General features: G+C 34.8%; 18 protein-coding genes and 8 pseudogenes. 9 read left to right on the forward strand and 17 right to left on the reverse strand.

What is annotated here, in order from left to right:
* Window positions 1-819: pseudogene (locus WIW72_RS13180) on the reverse strand (IS701 family transposase); the annotation flags it as partial.
* Window positions 820-919: 100 nt separating this feature from the next.
* On the opposite strand from WIW72_RS13180, the pseudogene WIW72_RS13185 reads away from it, so the two are divergent.
* The 4 genes and pseudogenes from WIW72_RS13185 to WIW72_RS00050 all read left to right on the forward strand — a co-directional run.
* Window positions 920-1,082: pseudogene (locus WIW72_RS13185) on the forward strand (ISH3 family transposase); the annotation flags it as partial.
* A gap of 110 nt (window positions 1,083-1,192) precedes the next feature.
* Entirely contained in the window at window positions 1,193-1,582 is a 390-nt protein-coding gene (locus WIW72_RS00040; protein ID WP_337703256.1) for a HEPN domain-containing protein, read from the forward strand.
* Complete coding sequence (locus tag WIW72_RS00045) at window positions 1,558-1,914, forward strand: nucleotidyltransferase domain-containing protein (RefSeq protein ID WP_337703254.1); 357 nt, start codon at window positions 1,558-1,560, stop codon at window positions 1,912-1,914. Before WIW72_RS00040 ends, WIW72_RS00045 begins: the two co-directional genes overlap by 25 nt.
* Before the next feature lie 277 nt (window positions 1,915-2,191).
* A pseudogene (locus WIW72_RS00050) lies at window positions 2,192-2,702 on the forward strand (IS1 family transposase); the annotation flags it as partial.
* Window positions 2,703-2,975: 273 nt separating this feature from the next.
* On the opposite strand, the gene WIW72_RS00055 reads toward WIW72_RS00050, so the two are convergent.
* A complete protein-coding gene (locus WIW72_RS00055; protein WP_314125346.1) occupies window positions 2,976-3,335 on the reverse strand; it encodes a type II toxin-antitoxin system VapC family toxin in 360 nt (119 codons plus the stop codon).
* Entirely contained in the window at window positions 3,322-3,558 is a 237-nt protein-coding gene (locus WIW72_RS00060; RefSeq protein WP_337703252.1) for an AbrB/MazE/SpoVT family DNA-binding domain-containing protein, read from the reverse strand. The genes WIW72_RS00055 and WIW72_RS00060 overlap by 14 nt, the downstream gene beginning before the upstream one ends.
* A 604-nt stretch (window positions 3,559-4,162) precedes the next feature.
* Here WIW72_RS00060 and vapB point away from each other — a divergent pair.
* The 3 genes from vapB (at window position 4,163) to WIW72_RS00075 (ending at window position 4,764) form a co-directional block, all read left to right on the forward strand.
* A complete protein-coding gene (vapB, locus tag WIW72_RS00065) occupies window positions 4,163-4,384 on the forward strand; it encodes a type II toxin-antitoxin system VapB family antitoxin (RefSeq protein WP_152943657.1) in 222 nt (73 codons plus the stop codon).
* 10 nt (window positions 4,385-4,394) lie between these two features.
* A complete protein-coding gene (locus tag WIW72_RS00070; RefSeq protein WP_337703250.1) occupies window positions 4,395-4,520 on the forward strand; it encodes a hypothetical protein in 126 nt (41 codons plus the stop codon).
* Window positions 4,521-4,617: 97 nt separating this feature from the next.
* On the forward strand, window positions 4,618-4,764 hold the full coding sequence (locus tag WIW72_RS00075) for a type II toxin-antitoxin system VapC family toxin (RefSeq protein WP_337703248.1): 147 nt from the start codon (window positions 4,618-4,620) through the stop codon (window positions 4,762-4,764).
* A 416-nt stretch (window positions 4,765-5,180) separates the two neighbouring features.
* On the opposite strand, the gene cmr3 is transcribed toward WIW72_RS00075, so the two are convergent.
* The 8 genes and pseudogenes from cmr3 to WIW72_RS00115 form a co-directional block, all read right to left on the reverse strand.
* Window positions 5,181-6,134, reverse strand: coding sequence for a type III-B CRISPR module-associated protein Cmr3 (gene cmr3 / locus WIW72_RS00080; protein ID WP_337703246.1), 954 nt, complete (start codon window positions 6,132-6,134; stop codon window positions 5,181-5,183).
* Entirely contained in the window at window positions 6,134-9,277 is a 3,144-nt protein-coding gene (gene cas10, locus WIW72_RS00085; protein WP_337721188.1) for a type III-B CRISPR-associated protein Cas10/Cmr2, read from the reverse strand. Before cas10 ends, cmr3 begins: the two co-directional genes overlap by 1 nt.
* 1 nt (window position 9,278) lies before the next feature.
* Entirely contained in the window at window positions 9,279-10,112 is an 834-nt protein-coding gene (gene cmr6 / locus WIW72_RS00090; protein ID WP_337721189.1) for a type III-B CRISPR module RAMP protein Cmr6, read from the reverse strand.
* Between the two features lies 1 nt (window position 10,113).
* Window positions 10,114-11,529, reverse strand: coding sequence for a type III-B CRISPR module RAMP protein Cmr1 (gene cmr1 / locus WIW72_RS00095; protein ID WP_337703240.1), 1,416 nt, complete (start codon window positions 11,527-11,529; stop codon window positions 10,114-10,116).
* Complete coding sequence (cmr5, locus tag WIW72_RS00100) at window positions 11,530-11,994, reverse strand: type III-B CRISPR module-associated protein Cmr5 (protein ID WP_337703239.1); 465 nt, start codon at window positions 11,992-11,994, stop codon at window positions 11,530-11,532. It lies immediately after the preceding gene.
* Window positions 11,984-12,886 carry a type III-B CRISPR module RAMP protein Cmr4 gene (gene cmr4 / locus WIW72_RS00105; protein ID WP_337721190.1) on the reverse strand — a complete coding sequence of 301 codons (903 nt, stop codon included), beginning with the start codon at window positions 12,884-12,886 and terminating at the stop codon, window positions 11,984-11,986. The genes cmr5 and cmr4 overlap by 11 nt, the downstream gene beginning before the upstream one ends.
* Window positions 12,887-12,902: 16 nt before the next feature.
* The gene (locus tag WIW72_RS00110; RefSeq protein WP_337721191.1) at window positions 12,903-13,550 is read right to left on the reverse strand and encodes a type III-B CRISPR system CMR subunit Cmr7; all 648 of its coding nucleotides are present in this window, start codon (window positions 13,548-13,550) and stop codon (window positions 12,903-12,905) included.
* A 526-nt stretch (window positions 13,551-14,076) separates the two neighbouring features.
* Window positions 14,077-14,369: pseudogene (locus WIW72_RS00115) on the reverse strand (ISNCY family transposase); the annotation flags it as partial.
* A 94-nt stretch (window positions 14,370-14,463) separates the two neighbouring features.
* Here WIW72_RS00115 and WIW72_RS00120 point away from each other — a divergent pair.
* Window positions 14,464-14,996 (forward strand): annotated as a pseudogene (locus WIW72_RS00120) (IS5/IS1182 family transposase); the annotation flags it as partial.
* 48 nt (window positions 14,997-15,044) lie between these two features.
* On the opposite strand, the gene WIW72_RS00125 reads toward WIW72_RS00120, so the two are convergent.
* Both WIW72_RS00125 and WIW72_RS00130 read right to left on the reverse strand, forming a co-directional pair.
* Complete coding sequence (locus WIW72_RS00125) at window positions 15,045-15,170, reverse strand: hypothetical protein (RefSeq protein WP_337703234.1); 126 nt, start codon at window positions 15,168-15,170, stop codon at window positions 15,045-15,047.
* A pseudogene (locus WIW72_RS00130) lies at window positions 15,163-15,665 on the reverse strand (nucleotidyltransferase domain-containing protein). The gene WIW72_RS00125 and the pseudogene WIW72_RS00130 overlap by 8 nt, the downstream one beginning before the upstream one ends.
* Before the next feature lie 209 nt (window positions 15,666-15,874).
* Between WIW72_RS00130 and WIW72_RS00135 the strand changes: the two are divergent.
* Entirely contained in the window at window positions 15,875-16,198 is a 324-nt protein-coding gene (locus WIW72_RS00135; RefSeq protein ID WP_337721192.1) for a hypothetical protein, read from the forward strand.
* Window positions 16,199-16,901: 703 nt separating this feature from the next.
* Here WIW72_RS00135 and WIW72_RS00140 read toward each other — a convergent pair.
* The 4 genes and pseudogenes from WIW72_RS00140 to WIW72_RS00155 all read right to left on the reverse strand — a co-directional run.
* Window positions 16,902-17,307, reverse strand: a pseudogene (locus WIW72_RS00140) (plasma-membrane proton-efflux P-type ATPase); the annotation flags it as partial.
* A gap of 199 nt (window positions 17,308-17,506) precedes the next feature.
* Window positions 17,507-17,941 carry a type II toxin-antitoxin system VapC family toxin gene (locus WIW72_RS00145; protein WP_337721193.1) on the reverse strand — a complete coding sequence of 145 codons (435 nt, stop codon included), beginning with the start codon at window positions 17,939-17,941 and terminating at the stop codon, window positions 17,507-17,509.
* Window positions 17,934-18,176: a hypothetical protein gene (locus WIW72_RS00150; protein WP_337703228.1), complete on the reverse strand. Its 243-nt coding sequence runs from the start codon at window positions 18,174-18,176 to the stop codon at window positions 17,934-17,936. Before WIW72_RS00150 ends, WIW72_RS00145 begins: the two co-directional genes overlap by 8 nt.
* Window positions 18,177-18,256: 80 nt before the next feature.
* Window positions 18,257-18,357: pseudogene (locus WIW72_RS00155) on the reverse strand (IS6 family transposase); the annotation flags it as partial.

Genomic DNA, 18,357 nt, shown 5'->3' on the forward strand with positions numbered 1-18,357 from the left:
GGTCGTGTAGAGATACCTAGCCTGTGTCCCGGAGTCACTTTTATATTCTTGGACTAGCAATTTTACTGTAGTCACTCGGTCTCCCAGGGTCAGGTCGGCGTAGTAGACTCCGGGGGGGGGGGTAGGTCCCCCACTCGGAGGTGTCCCTCCACCTCCTCGAGGGTCCCCCCGGACCGACTCGACCCTGAGCTTGGTTGGACTTGAGCTCAGACACCACGTTGTCCTTCACGAGCTTCTCTGACCAGTACCACGAGTCGAAGACTACCTTGGACACGCGGAAGTACCCCTTGAGCACGTCCAACATCTCCCTGGCCATCTCGATCTTGGTCTTGAACTCGGTGACCATCCCCAAATCCAACATCTTCCTCACGGCGTAGGGGAAGGCTCCCACCATGAACGTCCTGCCCGTGGAGAGGTCTACTATGGCGACCGTGAGGAGCTGGACGCCCTTCTCGAACCTCCGGTGGGCGTGGCAGTAGATCCGGTAGTTCCCGTGGGGGCTCACGTCCTTCCCGGAGCGTTGTGGTCCACGGTGTCGTCTATGATGACAACAACCTCACCCTTCACCAGCCCCGACAGGACCTCCAGCCTCCACGCGTCGTGGAGTTCTCCCAACGCCTCCAGCAGGTTTGCGTAGTCCAACCCGAACGTCTCAGCAGCATTCTTCACGCTGGCCCTACCACCTAGCAGGGTCATGAGGACTAGTGCTAACTCGACCTTCCTGCTCCTCCCGTTCCTCCTGATCACGCCCAGAACTTGGTTGACCGCCTTGACCAGCCTCTCCTTAGCGTACTCTACCTGTCCCTTTCGGTTTGTCATCTTTTCAGTATGAAGATGTCTAAAATTAAAAACTTCTCGCTAATACCGACTTCTTGGTATTACCTCCCTAAGATTCCCATAACTGCTGTACTATAATTGGAAGGATGAGCAGGTAAAGTTCAGATTATTTGTATATCATAGGGAGAAGGAAAGAGAAGGTTATTTGCTAGGACTCAGAATTTGCCTAAGGATGAGGTGTTGAAGTTTATAATAAGGTTAGAAATCCCATAGAGACTTCTAGGAATATTAAGTCCTTCCTTTACTAGCTTATCTTCCGCATGTTAATCTTCTCATTAGAAATGCTCATCTATTCCCTCTAATACTACTTTTAGTTAGGATAATCATATTAAAAAGTTTAAATACTATTCTACTGATGAAAGAAGAAGCAGGAAAGTGGTTCAAACAAGCTTTAGAAGATTTGGCAACAGCTAAGGATACTATCGCAACTGGTCATTACTATGCTTCAGCATTTTGGGCTGAACAAGCTGCTGAGAAGGCTTTAAAGGCATTATTAATAGATAAGGGAAAGATTGAACGAACCCACGATTTAAACGAGTTGTTAGACATAATAAAGGAGGAGATTGGATTACCTGTAGGTGAGATTAGAAATGAAGTGAATAAACTTACTTTACATTATACAATCTCTAGATATCCAGATGCAGCTAATACCATACCATATTCACTTTATACTGAAGAGGATGCAGAGGAATTAGTTAAGAAGGCAGAGAAGGTGATAGAATGGGTAAAGCAAAATCTGCGTTAAAGAGCCAGATTGAATTGGTGAAAAAAGCAATAGAGTTCGTAAATGATGTAAAAAAGGAAATTAGTGTTAAGGATGTGTATGTTGTAGGCTCTAGAGCTAGAGGAGATTACTTAGAGATCAGTGACATAGATTTAGTGATAATATCTCCAGATTTTAAAGGCTTAAGATACATTGATAGGCTTGAGAAGTTGGGAAAGCATTTAAGAGCACGTATAGAATTCTTCGCCTTCACTCCAGAAGAATGGGAAAAGCCTTCATCACTTTTTATAAAGGAATTGAAAAGGGAAGCAAAGAGGTTAGAAGATTTGGCAAAAGAATTAGGATTAATTTAAATTCAGCAGAAACTCCGCTTTATGTAATTCTTGATTTTTATCAAATATTAATTTTACTAAACTTTCTTAAATTTAAAATCAAATATAGATTAAAAGTGAGTTTAACGTTGTCCTTGATAAAATTTGAAGTGAAACATAAAGTAATTAACATGACTTTTTATGAGCTGAATTTATAGAAAACATTACTGCTATTAAACGATATAAAACTTACATACTTACGTTAGAGTGTGGAGATAGTGTCGTCGTTAAGTTATTTATATAAGTTATTTATATTTGTATAACGAGTGTGCTTAACGTACCTCTTGGTACTGTTTTCACTTGGATTAAGCGTTATGGTGAGCAGAAGTATGAGAAGTTGGTTGAGTTGTGGGGTAGGGCTAAGGAGTTGGTCAAGGGTAAGGTTGTTGCTAAGGTTGTTGATGAGATGTGGACTTACTTGTACAAGAATGCTAGGGCTTTTTACAAGTGGGTTTTCACTTGTTACGTGTACACTAAGCTGGGAGTTTACCTCATTTTGGGGGATAGGGATGAGAGTACTTTCCGTGAGGTCAAAAAGTATTTGCCTGAAGAGGGTAGATGGGTGAGCGATGATTATAACTTGTACTTCTGGTTAAAAGACCACACGGTAGTCTCGCCAGTTAGCCCTAACGAGTCCTTTCTCATTAAGGGATAGGCTAATCAGATTCAAGAGAGCAACGAAGGCAGTAAATAGGAGCATTCGTAGCATGATGTACTCCATAGCCCTAGTCTTGTCGAAAAGAAGGTTAATCCCAGAATTTGTAGCTTAACGACGACACTATCTCCACACTCACCAGTAGTTACGTAAAAGAGTTACAATCTCTCTTTATAAAAAAGACGGTTAAAATTACTTGACATAATAAAATTACTACTTGTGATTAGTTATTTTCTACATAATCACATAATGTAATGATTTTTTGCAATCTTTAATATAGAATAAACAGAATTTGTTATCTTACTTAATCTAGCTACTTTCTGATGAAGTTTCACACTAAAATCCGTTCTTTATGAAGACGGCATATACATTTTTATGTAAACAACTGTCAAGGATCATCTAATTTTATTCTCCTAAATCCGAACTCTTCATAAACATGGTCTGAACTTATAATTTCCTCTTCAGAAAAAGCGGCGTGAAAAGCATCAAACACCCCCATCCCTTGTGAGATTAAAACAGAAGCTTTCAGCACCTTTTCATCAAAATACCTTGTCAATTCCATAACTGATAAGGTAACCCTAACTGGATCTAACCCGTATCTCTTACTTAATAACATCAATTCAACAAAGGTGGTTAAAGAAGTCTTTATATTCCCTCTATATTCTTCTAATAGTTTTAAGGCTTTTTCCTTCAACCAATCCTTTTCCTTTAATAACGCGAGAAAGAAGTCAGTATCAGCGTAAACCATCTTCTTTCTCGGCCTCCTCTTGTATAACTTTTCTCAACACCTTAATGTCAACGTTTGGCAACTTCTTCCCCTCTTCTTCTAAGGCCTTCAATGGGTCATCTACTCTAGGTACTAAGAGTATACCGCTAGGTAAAGTTACTAAGAAAAATTCTTCTGACTTAAACTTCTCCCTAACTTCTTTAGGTAAATAAACCCTACCCTTTTTATCGACCTTTATCAACACAAGATATTATTGGTGGGGAAAAATATATGTTTTTCCCACCCTATATGGTCTCGTAGTCCTTGTAAACTCATAAGCGTGTTCAATAGCCTTGAAGAACTTATCTACTTTTATATTCTCATTAAGTATATGCGCATTTGATCCAGGCTGAATCTTTTTTCACGTTAATGATAAATCTTTTTGTCTGTTTATAACAAAAAATTATTGATTAAGGATGATCTCTTACGCCGATGTGAGCAAAAAGGGTGAGGGAGATTACGGAGATGTGAGCCCCGTACCGTTGGAGTCCCATGACCCACCTGTGGTCGAGGGCCAAGTCCCTACACTCGATCATTAAATGAAAGTGTAGGAACACACGGTTAGGAATAGTGATGGGTATTGTTTAGCTTTCATTTAGATATGAGAAGCGAGGTTACGCCCCTTGAATCCCCGGTCTCATTTAGATAAAGTTGGCCCTCCATTAGCCTTATTTAGATTAGGAATATCCTAAGACAAGCTTAGGCAAGATAATTCTGAACTATAGACACTATCTAGTAAAGAGATTTTTGACGCCTAATATTAGATGCAGTGGAGAGGTTTTTATATCTACGTATACGAAAGATATATTATGAAAGTCGTATACAGTTTAAGAATAGACAAAGAATTAAGGGAGGAGATGGAAAAATACAACGTGAAATGGAACGAGGAAATAGAGAAATTTATAAGGGAAAAAATAGAGGAATTGAAAAAAGAAGAAGCTATGAAGAAATTGCACGAAGTAATCTCCTCCTTGCCTGAGACTGAGCCCATTGGTGTAAGATTGGTGAGGGAAGATAGGGATAATAATTGACGCTTCAATATTGGTTAAGATAATTACTAAGGAACCTGGCTGGGAAAAGTTAGAGGAATTGTTAAGAGGAGGAGAAACGTTAGATCTAGCCCTAGTTGAGGTTTCTAACGCTATATGGAAGAAGACTGTGCTATAAGCATGATGAAGCACGAAGACTCAATAATTGCTTTAAAGGCTGTTAAAGAACTCTTACCACAGTTGTTCATGAAAGTGTAGATTTCCTTCAGAGAGCAATGGAAATCTCTTTAAAGGAAAAAATACCGGTGTACGATTCGCTCTACATTGCACTTGCAGAAGATAAAGGAGAAAAATTAATAACTGGAGATAAAAAGCAGTATGACGTTGCTATTAAGTACGTTAAAGTAGAATTTTACACGTGAAATAGTGTTATTCAGTGGTAAAAGAGAGATTGAGCGTAAGAGGAGGTAAAGCGTATACCTAATGACTTTATTATGATTTTGTGTAGTTCGTTTCCACGAACTTTCGATCCTCTTTTTACGTTGTAGTCTTATGTTAAATTATGATTCTCATATTCTAAACTTACACAAAACAAGAGGTCTTATACGTTGTCAACTCCACAGTATTTTTAACTGACATAATAGTAACCTACGGAATTAGTGAAGTAGAAAGCCAAAGTAAAAGAGAGGGATTACTTTACCTTTGAAGAGGTTAAGGAGTCACGAGAAAACGTGAGCAAAGGAGATTGGAGATAGTAGATATATGAAAGACGAAGTTCTCTTTAACGTTTCAAATAGTTTATTACTTTGTAAATTTGTTATAATGAATATGCGCTCTATTAATAGACGTTAACTTTCCCAAGTTTTAGCTTATTTAAAGGCGTAATAGTATTATATCCTATTTTCTGATACTTTTTAAACCTATCATCTCCTTTAAACGCTTCAATAAAATCCTTCTTAATTACGCTACCTTCCAGAACTGCTGTTAGCATCTCCTTTCTCCTTTTTCTTGAAATATCAAATCCTAAGGTTATCTTATCTACTTTACCCATAGCAACGTATTTTGTGACGTTATCCAGAAAATCGTCTAGACTATCGTCAGGGATTAAAATTGGGGATAAGGCTAAATAATAATCCTCGTTAACACCCTCACTAATAACGTCATCAGAATTTACAACCTCAATCTTTACTACCCTACTTTCTCCTCCAAAATTGATCACTTTTCCGTTCATTTCGTCACTTTTATCGGAGTCCGTGAAGACTGCATACGCTATGCTTCTCTCCTTGAAAGAAATATACCTTGCCGTATAAAGATAATGCTCTTTAACGGTCCTCGTTTGCTTATCAATGCTTATTCCTATTCTATCCTGAGAGCCTATGAGCTTAAACAGAATGTTCTTTTCATAAAATATATCATAAATCCCTTTCTCCCATTTTTCGTACTCTTCTCCTCCTTTCAGTAATTCAGGTAAACTCAAGAGAGTTTCTTGCTTAACTAATGCAAACAAGTTGCCCATCCTTAGGGGGAATAAATATTCACCATCTGCTTCTATTAAAGTCCCATAAATAGTCATGTTACCCAGCAGTTGCACCACGTTATTAAGCCAATCATTATTAGATGGTGTAGTGCCGTTAAATAAGATGTAGCCAAATAATCCTGCAATTGTTGAAGGTCTGGGGATTATTAACGACTGTGCTGAAGTATGAGAACCCGTGATTAAGGGCTCGAACTCACCTTGGCTCCTAAACATTAAAGGTTCTAAAGGTTTAATTAGAACTTTCTTTACAACCACTATTTCTCACCTCCGTAAATTATTCTAAGAGTATAGACAATATTAGAAACGAGATCTTTTGGAATATTTATTAGATTATCAGACACACTAAAGGCAACGTCGAAAAATTCCTTATCAAACTCAACCGTTATCTCTTTCTTCTTCTGCGAGTTCCTCTTAATCCAATATTTTAATATACTATCCGCTATTTGGTGGCCATCACTATTGTCCGATGAGATTAAATCCTTATAATTTTCATAATCATAAAGTAACGAAGTGGAGATCTTTTCTTTATCTATCTTTTCCTTTAAATCCGATATTAAGTCCAAGATGGAGGCTATAGAGCTGAAATCCGATGTCGAGGATACTATAGGCCTCTTTAACGATAAGGGAATTACTGAGGTCAAGCCTTGATATCTAAATATCGCGACGTCTTTCTTAACGTATTTGAATTCGCCTTCATACTTTGCTTTATACTTTATCATCTCTTTTCCTTCCTCGAGAAGATTATAAGAATCATTAACGACCATAGATAGTGGGTCTGCATAATGAGCTATAATAACTGAGTATGACCTCCCCACTACTGGCAACGAAGGATAATAAGCTTTATTAAACCTTACAAAGCCGTTTTCTAAGCACATATTGCCTAACTTTTCATTATAATTCCCAGCAAAAGCCCTCCTGCTTTCCTTAACAAAGTTTAGGACTTCTCCCACCGGCAACATTGCGAGCAAATCGTCTCCTCCGGCGTATATTACAAACCCCTTGTGTTTGTTTATCAAATTCAATTCTGCTAATAATCCTCTGTTAAGAGCAGCAGAAATTGAAACGTGCCACGCAGGAGTAACTATGATTCTTCCCACTTTGAATATTTCAGTGAAATATTCTTTGCTAGCTCTAAATTGTTCATAGCATTTGCCAGGGTCTTTAATGCAGTTATGCATTATCCTGCTAGCTTTAGTGTAATCATTATCTTCTAAGAGAGAAGTGATGATAGAACTTACATAGCTAGTTATTTTCCCGCTCCCAGCTTTTATTAGATAAAATTTAAGAATTTTATTAATTTCGTCTTTCTTTTCGCCTATATTTGCATAATCTCCAGAATCGACAATCCCAGACAAATATGGCGTAAGTTTACCCTCAAATAAATCGCCTAGGTAATCACTATCCGCCCTAACTAAACCATAATAAGGAGAAGGAAAAGCAATTTCATGACGCTTAAATAATGATCTATAATAAGACCGCCTATCTTCATTAAACCAATGATTCTCAGGGTCTAGGCTTAAATTTATTCCTTTGTCCTTATTTTTATTAAACCAATCCCACATGGAGATTCTATTTTTATCAGTATCACCACAAAAATCTTGTATAGGACCTTCTTCCTTACATATTTCATCTTTCTTTTCAATTAACTTCTCAAGAATATCAATTGAGGCAATGTCGCTGGTGGACGGAATTTCGATCTCCTTCTGATCGTTCAGAATTTCATTGACAATTTCATTAATATCGTATAGGTCTCCCAAAAGTAATACTCTCAATAATCTCGGTTCGGTTCCTAAGGCTCTCTTTACCAAACACCAAGGACATAACCTTTCTCCAGGTGAAATTAAGCTCCTTAATTTCTTAGCGTCATTCTCGTCCTTAGCTAAGCCCATATTTACTGCTTTTTCCTCAAATCCTTCCTCTGAGGGCATTATAACTACTGCAGGCAAAACACCGCACGAAGTGCAGAATTCGTAACCTCTCTTCGATTTCTCGCCAAACTGAGGTAGATTTCCATCTTTAGTGAGCCAAAAGAGCTTTAGGTGAGATTCTGGAGCTACCTTGATTAGCTTATCCTTCTTAAATTCGCTAACTAATTGGCGATATTTTTTATCATAAACCTTCCAAGAATCTGGAGAAAGCTCATTGCTGCCAAAAATCTCGCCTTTTTCTACGCTTACTTGCCTTACACGTATCTTCAAAGGAGGAATATATACAATATCCTCAGTTTTTGTTAATACATTACATACTAAATTCCAGAAGCTATCTTCTTTCCTTAAACTAGAGTACAGTTTTAACGCGTTGATGAGCTTCTTCCACGCTTTATCAAATTTATCGTTTATTATTGATACAAAAAAGTAATTGCTATCTTTATTGGTAATTGAAGTATATCCATCTCCCTCTCTCTTAAACCCTGGCAAAATTAACGTAACTCTCCCGGGGATTATAGGATATGGAGGTATTCTCATCTTTTCAAAGAGTTCATCACCATTAAATATGTACCTAGTTACCAGATCCTTAATCTCATTAATTACATTCTCGTCTACTCTTTCCTTCCTTAATTTTTCTAAAATATAGAAAGCATAGAACTGATTAAACCTTAACGATGGGAATATAACTACATCGGGTCCGTATTCCTCTATAAACCACGTTAAAACGTACCAGAGGAGTGAAGAGACTAGATAACTTGAAATCCATAAATCTCTGGTCTTCCTTCCCTTGCTTATGAAGTCTACTACTCCTACAGTATCTATACCCAGGAAATAAGCTTTCCTTTTATTTCCTCCTTGACCTTTAAACGTTAATATCCAATTCATCATTGCAGCAGTTGCGTATAAATGATCGAAAATTGTGTGAGTAGGGTTTCTAGTTTCTGCCGGTCCGGTAGAATACTGTAAATCTATCCAAAGAAGTTCATAAATTAGATAAAAAATTTGATATGGCAACATTAGATTAGGAGTTAATTTTGAGAGTAGTTTTATTAAAGAGTTAATAAATTGTTGACCGTAATTCCCTTTAGAAAATAATGGAAAATATGAATTGCTTATATTTAAATATAAACTAGGCTGTAATACATTCTTTAAATATATATTATTCTCTCTAAATAAGCTAGTTCTACCATATACTATACTACCTAAGTATCTATCAATAGAAGATGCCAGTCTGTCTGCTCTCTCAACATACGTATCCTTAACATACTTATCTATAGAATTATCTACCTTTGGAAAGACACATGATAAATTTGAGGCTATCTTACGTGCCTCATCTTTGTGGCCTATATGTAATTGATGACCCTCACTTATTATTCTAGCCTTATTAGGAGGATCATGTAAGATAGCTGCGACTTTATATTTAACAAATTCATTTACACCAATTTTTGATGAACTACTCTTTTTTGACATCTCACCTCACAACCTCCACTTTTGTTAATTCAAATAATGAATATCCAACAGAAGATCTAGCGCCTAAACCTTTCATAATAACTAAGGGTAATGTGTCACAAATTGGTTTTCCTACATCTTCCCTCTTATAGTATATTAAAAAGCGAAAAGTAACTTTAGGAGCTATAGTTAAATGTATAACTGGCGTTGGTTGTGCATCAGCCTCAGACTTCTTCTTATTATAATGAGGTGTGATCACGTCTGGTACAAATAAGAAATTCTCAGACCTAGTAGGATAGGCATCCGTAAAGTTTACATTACCCTCCCTCTCCTCATCGCCGAAAATTTCTTTAGCCTCTTGCTCGCCTAGTTTTTCCTCAATATGACTTCTCACAATACCTTTAATTTCAGATGCAGGTATGTAAGGCAAGTTCATATATGGATCGAAAGAAATCCCAGAGTCAAAAATTAGCTTACCTAAAGAAGTTGAAACTCCTATTAAAGCCCTCGTCTTAGTAGTTATCTCAACGTCTACTATAGTGTATTTTAACGACTTTAGTATTTCTTTGAGATTATCAAAATATTTCTTTACTTTTTCACCGTCTAATTTAAAGTTCCTTGAGACAAGTTCAGCTACTTCCCTCTTAAATATGCTCCTCTTCTCTTCGACATCTTTTAGAATTATGATGCGATACTTTAACAGTGGGTTATTAGCACTATATGAGTGGTTATTTGAAAGAAATTCTCCAAAGTTATTGTATACTACACTTGTTAAACTTAATACCGAGAATAGGTTAACATTACATTGTCTTTCTTTAATTAATTTTAGAATATCAACAAAAAAATTAATTGTCATTTTAGATCACACAATAGGTTAATTTTTCTAATATGCATCTAACATAATTAACATCAATTTTCTTAAAGTAAGATGAGTAAAGAATATAACTTATAAGATAAGAATTGTTTGAGTTATCGCTAATTAATTTAAACCTTAGTAATGAGTTCCTATGCTCATACTGAAGTATGTAATTGCTCATGAATGAGTCTTCATTAAGTGGAAAATCTACTATATTAAATGATGGAACAGTCTCACAAGTTTCGCAAAGATAGTTTCTGATAAATCCTATATCTTTTTTGCCCACTTTCCTATATCCTCCAAAAGCTATTAGGAATGATTTTCTTACATATTTATTTGTAATAATAGATTCGATACAACAACCTTCTGATGAAACTGCTTTATAAATATTAGCTAATACATTCTCTTTATCGTTTATCTTCTTGACCTCAAATAAGTCGCTATTTATAAAATATACAACATTTTTCTTAGGATCTATTTCTGATAGAATATTTCCAACGTATAAGATATCAGTACATGAGTTTTTAATACAATCTAAAATGGACTCTATTTTACTTTTCAATTCGTTTCCACTAGAAATAGTAAGAAAATTCTTAGCTAAATCTTCTATCTTTTGGCACATGCTATCATCATAACACTTAACATCTACTATTGATAAACTCCCAAATCCCCTGCTGGTTTTCCTACCAATTCCTCCTAATAGTATAAAAACTAATAAACTATATAATGCAAACTTAAGCTTGCTTTCAAAATTTTGCTTATGCTCACGACTCTTATCTAGATAGATATTAAGAGTGAATGTAACTTCTTGCTTAATATTAAAGTATTCTAAATAATTAGTAATTAGATCACGCAAGATTTTCTTAATTACTTCCTTATTCGAAATTTTTGTATCTATTTTAATACTCTTAAAACCTGAGAGTTCGAATCTAAGAAGTTTATTTTTATACACTAGATCCTTGATTTTATCTACATCTAAATTAGATTTAAAAGAAATGGATATTTCAGTTGAGCCTTCTATTTCGATAATTAGCCTATTATCTCTAAAGTCCAAATTCACTTTTACTTCCTTATTTTTCCTTAAGTAATCTATCACTTTATCTAACTCAACATTAGATAGTTCAAAATGATTATAACTTCCCTCATCAGTTATCACCTCTAACCTCACTGTAGACTTCTTGTTTTCACTTCCGAAAACGTCCTCAAATAGCCTATCTATTGACTCATAAGTGTAAAGCTTTCCTTCTTTCACATAACTTACTGTATTGAATAAAACCCTATTCCACCACCTCCACAAACCCTTAATTTCAGTAGGCCTAACGTTCTCTTCATAAAATTCGTTTATACTATGCCTATTATAACCTCCGGTTAACGGATAAATAGCCTTTAGCCTAAAAGACATTAATAACTCCTCCATTTACCTCACCTCTATTATAGCCTCAGCCAACCTCTTTATTGCCATTAAATACCTCTTTATTCTGGCGGAAATTATAGGAGACAACTCATACAACTTGCCTATGAGTTCTAAACGGTTATTCTCAAGTTTATCAATTAGAAACTTTTTATCTATAATGTTTCTCTCAGACAGATAGTACAGAATGACAAACAAATAGGCCATATAAGAAGCCTCATCACTACTACCCAGATCAATGCTCTTTGAAGAGGAAGAATTTAATAGTGAGATTAGTTTATTTATCTTTTTATCATTCTCTAGCCCAGCTTTTGATATTATGTAAAACAATGTGGGGATGAACCCAGAAGTATACATCTCCTCCACCATATCCCTAGCCCTACTCCTAAATTTACTTTTAGCTTCTCCCTTTAGAGAATTTAATACCTTATTGAACGCGTCAAGAGCCAACTTATAATCATCATAAGGCATCTCTTCCCCACCTTAACTCAACTATTCCCTTTCCTATGGTCTCCTTACCGCCAAGAATAACGTATTTCAGCTTCCTTAAAATACAGCTGACAAATACTGCATTCTCCTTACTTTCCTTGCCTAAAAATGCAGAAAAGAAAATAGTCTTCATCGGTACGTATTCCTCAGACCACAAACCGCCGGTTACCACAGTTTTCTTATCCTTATCTATCCTTATCCTCCTAACCCTAATTAAAGACCTATTGATTACCTCCTTCCCTATAGAATCTTTTAATACCAGTAATGGAACATCATCACTTTCCAACCTTTCCTTGTTTACCTCATCGCTTACTAGGTTAGTTATGTTGGAAATTTTAACGTCATGAGCCTCCTCCAATTCAACGTGAAAGTCCTCATTTAAAATAGCGGTCTTCAAACTGCTGCCTAGCGTAATGTTCTTTCCTTCCTTACGAAGTATGCATTTAATAGCATTTTGCAAATTACTGAAGGAAGCGTTAGACAATTGAGAGATCGAGTCCAAATACAATTTAACCTTCTTTAAGAGCTCATATGTGGTAACGTAAACCCAAACATGAGGTTTTGCGCTATCGATTTCGATAATCCTTGAAGGTATAGCAAAAAGTATTGCGTCCAAAAAAGTACCTAATGAAGCTTCCCCAGGGTTTTCATCCTCGCCTAGTACCTTATAAATCAAGTCTCTTTTATCTGGAAATTCCTTTAAAAGAAACGACTTTATTGCGCCTTTCAAGCTAGAAGCGTAAATTGTTGGATAGCCTAACTCGTCCCTCTGAAAAGGCAAGTCTATTTCCTCATCTACAGATGAGCCAGAACCTACATGAAGATGAGTAATAGCGTAAATAAAGAACGGTTCAGAAAAAGTGTAATAAGGCATAGAGGTACCTTCCAATTTATGTACTATAATAATTGATTATATCATTAAGTTTCTCTACTAGATTATTGATAACATCATCATTATGAATGTCATATAGTTTAGCAATTCCTTCTATTTTCTTCTTATCAATTTTTAAGGAACGATAACTAGTTTTTCCTACATGTTTAGATTCAGTTATTAAATTAATCTTTATGATGTCATTCTGAAGATCATCTTTAGATTTCCTTATAAAATATAATTTGTTCATTACTTCAGCTTTGGAAAAAGAAATTACTTGTATAGATGGGTTTTGTTCAGATTGCTTTTTTTCACCTTCTTGTTTAGGTAGGTCTTGTTCAGATTTCTTAATTTCACCAATTTGCTCTATTCTACCGTTTACGAGAATTCCTTTAACATAATCACAAGGGTCTAATGTATGGACTAACCCTAAACTATTTTCATCTATAGCATATCCGGTGAGAACTAAAATATTATAAATATCAACCTTATTCTTATTTTCCTTATTCTTATTTTCATTTATTTTAGTAATATGATTATTATTTGAAATTTTAATTTTAATAGGGGGCCTATTTTTATTTAAAGTTAGAGTTTGTCCATTATACTCATAATTTACATCATTTACTAATGGGATGAAGACGTATTCATTAGCAGTTCCACTTTCCATAATTTTGAGTATATTTCATAATATAAAAATAACAGATTCCATAATACGATGTTATCCTAAGGGAACTTCATATGCTTTTCCTATAGAAATCTATATAAACTATTCATGTTATTAGGGCGGTAAAGTACTGTAATATAAAACTTAATATATATGTTTATCTTTACGGACATAATCAGATCAATAACATATTATGGTAATTAATTCATTTATTAATTTTATAATAATAAATAAAGTTAAACCTATCCGCCTATGCAGAAGATTAGATCAATTATCCAATCTATATTATTTAATAATACTCGCTAAGTTCGATTAATAAGATAGTAAAAAGAGCTTACACTCACATATTCTGAATAGAATATAATAACTAGAGGATACAGTAGGTATATCGTAGAAGACAACAATTCTGGCAATATAAAAAACGTAAAGTTTCCTTTAAAGAATTCTTTTAAACTTAACGCTGATGTCATAGTAAAGAGTAAGCACAAGGTCTCTATATCCTATAAGAGAGAAGACAATGAATAGCAGTTTACGTTTTTCTCTTACATTTAAACAATTTCTTTATTTTCAGATGCTTGATAAATACTTTTTATCAACCTTGCTATCCTCTTAGCTCCAAGGTTCAAACCCGTGAAATACTTGAACAATAAACAAGGAAAAAGCCTTCAACACTATAAAACCCATATTCCTAAGCCAAGTTAGGAAGGAACCCTTCTCCAAACCTAAGACCTTAAGCTCCCTAATCAAAACCTCTATATCCCAACTATTCTCCTAAGTAGCTATAGTATCCTCAGCAGTATCATTAGCGTTTGTAGAGAAGAAATCCTCCTACCTATGTTGTGGGTTGCTTCAGAATTATACAAAAATTTTAAGTAATTATGCGGAATATACCTATGGAAAAGAAGAACACTAGGGATTGAAGTACGACGAGAACGTGGTAACTAGACACATGCTGGTGTTCCCTTCGAACACTGGTGAGAATTATCCAGGGGGAGAACAAGTATGCTAAGACCAAGTACAAGGCACCAAAGGAGTTCAACGACTAGCATTCCTACACTTGTTCTTACCCTACAGAGTAGAAGGAGTATTAAGCGCTAGTTGAAATGAAGGTAATAACGACAAGTCTTGATTAACAATATGGGAAAGAGTAAGAAACATGAATATTAATTTCCCTGAAGCGAGTGACGAACCTGTGGTACTGGGATAAGCACAACAAAAAGAGGACAATAGTAGCAAAGTGGAGCAATAGGATGGATTCAAAATTCCTTAAGATTGAAGCTGTTATGGAGAAGGACGAGCTCAAGATAAAAAGCGCTGAGGTGACGAGTAATGAGTCCGAATCTGCTTCAAAGTAAAGGACTTGAAGGAAAAGGGTAAGGAAGTTAAGAAGTTCTAGGTAAGGCTTATGATGACGAGATTTATAATCTTGGTGTTGTTGTTCCTCCTAGGCATGGGGAGGGAAATAGGGGGAGTGAGGGCGAGAGGTTGAATACAAATTCATGAAACCTCAATGAAAGTCCGACCCCTAACAGTATAAGGATAGTTTCCTTCATTTAATGCTTCCTTAGCAAGCTTAATTCTTTCCTCTGCTTGTCTAGATTTAGCTAAATCGTAATTATTCAAGCACGTCACCGAAGTCGATTATTTCTCCAAATTTGTAATCCCTCTTCCTCCAATACCAAGACTTTTTAGATAGCCAAACTCTCTCAAAGCCCAATTCCTTTAGTCGCTTCTTAGTTTTTTCCAGAACATTTCTAAAGAATCCATTTCTATCATAAAGAATTATTGCGTCCTCAGTCATGTCCATGTAAATAGGAGAAAACCTCATAGCCTCTTCGGGAGTTTTGAGAATAGGAGAGAAAGTCACGTAATATCCCTCGTCCATAAGCCTCATAATATCGTCGTCGAGCTTTCTTTCAACCTTATCAAAGAGGATTACCCTTTCAGTTATAGTTTTAGGCAAATCTTTTATAACAAGAAGTAAATCTATATCGCTGTCCTTCCTATTATCCCCCTTGCAATACTACCATAAAGTACTACGGAAATGAGCTTATCTTGAAACTCCTCCTGAAGAAGCTTAGTAAGCTTTTCTAATAAGCTCTTGTAAGGTTCCTGCATGAGATATAATAGTTATGGTGACAATAAAAACTATTCCCTTTTCGAGACTAGTTTGTAACTAAGTTATAATATTTTCAGTTAAAAATGTCATTTCAAATTAGATAATAGATATAATTTAATTAGCATTAGTATAAGAAATAATTTATACCCATAAAGGCAGTGGATTTATCACATTTAAAGATTTTAAGCGTAAAATAGAATACTTATCTATGAGTAATTCATTAGAGAGGTATGCTGAATTCCTTGAGGATTATGCGAAATACTTACTTAATAATAAACCTATTATCGATATTCCTTTGTCTCCACAGGAACTAATTGATGAAGCTTCTAGGATTAGAGCTAAACTAAAAGTAAGGTCAGAAAAAGGCAAAATCGTAATAAATCTAAATGAAGGTGAGACTATTTATTTTATAAAATTCTTGGGAGAGGTTGTGTTTTCCTTTGATAAACTCTATAGACCATTAAAGATAGAAATAGAGATAAAAGATTTAATGGATAATGAGAAAGTATTAAAAAGTGCTGATCTTATCTGATCATGCTAAAAAACATTTGGAAGATATTAAGCGGTATTTAAGTAAATTTAATGATCCAATAGATCCCTTGAGTAATGAAGTATTAACATTTTTAGAAAAGGAATTCCTCAAACTCCTAATTTACGTCTGGGCGAATCAGAAAGATGGAGAACAGTTCTTCACTTTAGATCTTGTGCGAAAATAAGATATGTAATAGCTAAAAGGAGCAGTGAGTTAATTTTAGTAACAGTACATCCAGATCCAGATACTCAAAACTTTATAGAAATATGATGTTAAAATAGAATTCTGACCTAAATAATGTCACATACTATAATTTCTATTCTTCTTCCGAGATCTTATTACTTTCTTATCTGTAATATAAACTAGAAATGTCTTTATCTTCATATACTTAATATACTTATACTTGATCGAAAATAACTTTTCCTTAACAAGAATCTTATCCGTTCCCTTGCTTGCTATGGCCTTTTTCACAATAACTGCAAGTGGATTAAAGGTGGGTTATAACTCATGCTAACAAAAGAGAATATAGGGAGTTTGCCAAAAAGTCTGGTTATGATACTATGAAAAAAGCAGGAGGATAGTTAAAATTTAATCATTCAACATAGACGTTAATTTCGTTTTTATTCGAAATAAATATTAAAAAGTCTGTAATATCATGTTGGAAGGATTTCTATTCCTTAATAAAACTACACGTGATCTATAGTTATATATTTACGGTTTTAAATGAAATAATATTCTTTACATGATCGAATACAGCTGTAAAGATAAAAGTTACTTCAAGTATTAATATTACGTCTTCTAAAGGAATTGGAGTTACTAGAATCCCTAATGTGGAAATTAATATTACAAATATTATATCTATTATACTACTAGTGAAAAGGAATTTGCCTGGCCTTGATGACCACATACTTCTCCTTTCCCTAACCATATATACTGTAAATTGTCCGCTGAATACTAACATATCGAATATGAAAGTATGTATCTCATTAACATTTAGTTTCGATATATTATCCCCTAACTATAGCGTGGAAAAATGACTCGATAATTACTAAAAACGCCAATATAAGAGAGGCTTTAACGATCTTTCCTGCATCTAATCTCTCTGGTTTCTAAGTTATAAGTATAAAGAGTGGATTTTTATGTAAATACTAAATCGGAGGATATCACTATGAAGTCTATGTGAAGAGGAGGAAGGCACCAATGAAACTTCCATGTAGTGGCTGGAAGTACATAATCCCTAGTTTAGGCGTGGTGATGAGCTAAGTGAATAAATTAAAATTGTTAGTCATGATGAAGGTTTAATTCTCCTTACAAGTACTTTATATTTATTACTCTCTTCCCAGACTTTAAAAGGTTTATATTATCGAAATCTCTATCAAAACTTAACAAGAACTGTGTACTTAGTTTATCCATCGAAGAAAGTGTAGTACAGTCCGTAAAACTTAATTTCCTCTCGTATTTAACAAGGTAATCTAGGGCATTAACAAACACTTCCCGATCTATTAGGAATATGTTTAATTCACCTTCTTTCACCTTTTCCAAGATCAGTTTAGCTACTTTAACGGCATAGTTTTTATTAACGTGATATATTAGGAAAGTTATGAGCTCATCAAATATGTAATCGGTAATTACAGCCTCATACTCTTTTATTTTTTCAGACAATTTTAAGGCCATTTCATGATTCACATCGTTATTGTTTAGATAAGCTATGAAGTATGATGTATCTAATAGAAGCTTATCCATAGACTACATCATCAATTTTTTCTGAGGAATCCTTATTCATTTCTGTGATTAGGTTGTTGAATGAAGCCATGTTTAACGTCTTCTTATTCTGCTTATTATTTTCATATAATGTGATAAGGAATTCTAATACCTCATTCAGGCTAATGTCTTCACCTTTTTCTGCCTTAAGTTCACCGGCAATCTTCATTAACTTCCTTTTTACATCATCTGTAACTTTAATTGTGGTGTAAGTCATAAGTATACTTTGTATACCTAGTATTAAACTTTTTCTCTTTAATACCGAGTGTGGAGATAGCGTCAGTGTGGACAACAATTTCATTCATTTGAAATATTTACATTTATTATCACCCCCTTATCTAACAAGTACGTTGGGGTGTAAAGGATGTTGTATATTAGGAAGAATGTTGATAACCACC

It is taken from the genome of Stygiolobus sp. CP859M, from assembly GCF_037389975.1.
Classification (GTDB): Archaea; Thermoproteota; Thermoprotei_A; order Sulfolobales; family Sulfolobaceae; genus Stygiolobus.